The 434-nt window shown below is 65.2% G+C and carries 1 pseudogene; it reads right to left on the reverse strand.

The annotated features are described in order from the left end of the window. Positions 1 to 434, reverse strand: a pseudogene (locus HWX25_RS33080) (hypothetical protein); the annotation flags it as partial.

Consider the following 434-nt stretch of genomic DNA (forward strand, 5'->3'; position numbering starts at 1 on the left):
AGCAGGATCGGCAGCAGGTAGAGCAGGTATTTACGTCGGCCCTTGCGGCGAAACAGGGCGAACAGCGTGCCGAAGAACACGACGCAACCCAGCACGCCGCTGGCGAACACCAGGTAGATGTAGAACGAACTATCCCGCACCTGGTAGCCGCGCAGGTGAGTCTTCCCGACGTTGTTGCGCTCGTCCCAGAACAGGCCGCCACCGAACATGTTCGCGACGGCGTCGCGCTCGGTCAGCTCGGTCAACACCAGCGTACGACTGCCGACCGAATCGTAGTCGACGGATTGGTTGACCCGTTGGTCATAGACGCTGTAGAGCCAGGGTACGCACGCCAGCGCGACGGCCAGGACGGCGAGCCGGGTCCGCAGCCGCCCGCGCCCGGCGAGCATGTGCAGTCCACAGAGCGCCGCGCAGACCGCCATCGATGCCACCGA

This window comes from Burkholderia sp. BCC1640 (genome assembly GCF_902833125.1).
Classification (GTDB): Bacteria; Pseudomonadota; Gammaproteobacteria; order Burkholderiales; family Burkholderiaceae; genus Burkholderia; species Burkholderia diffusa.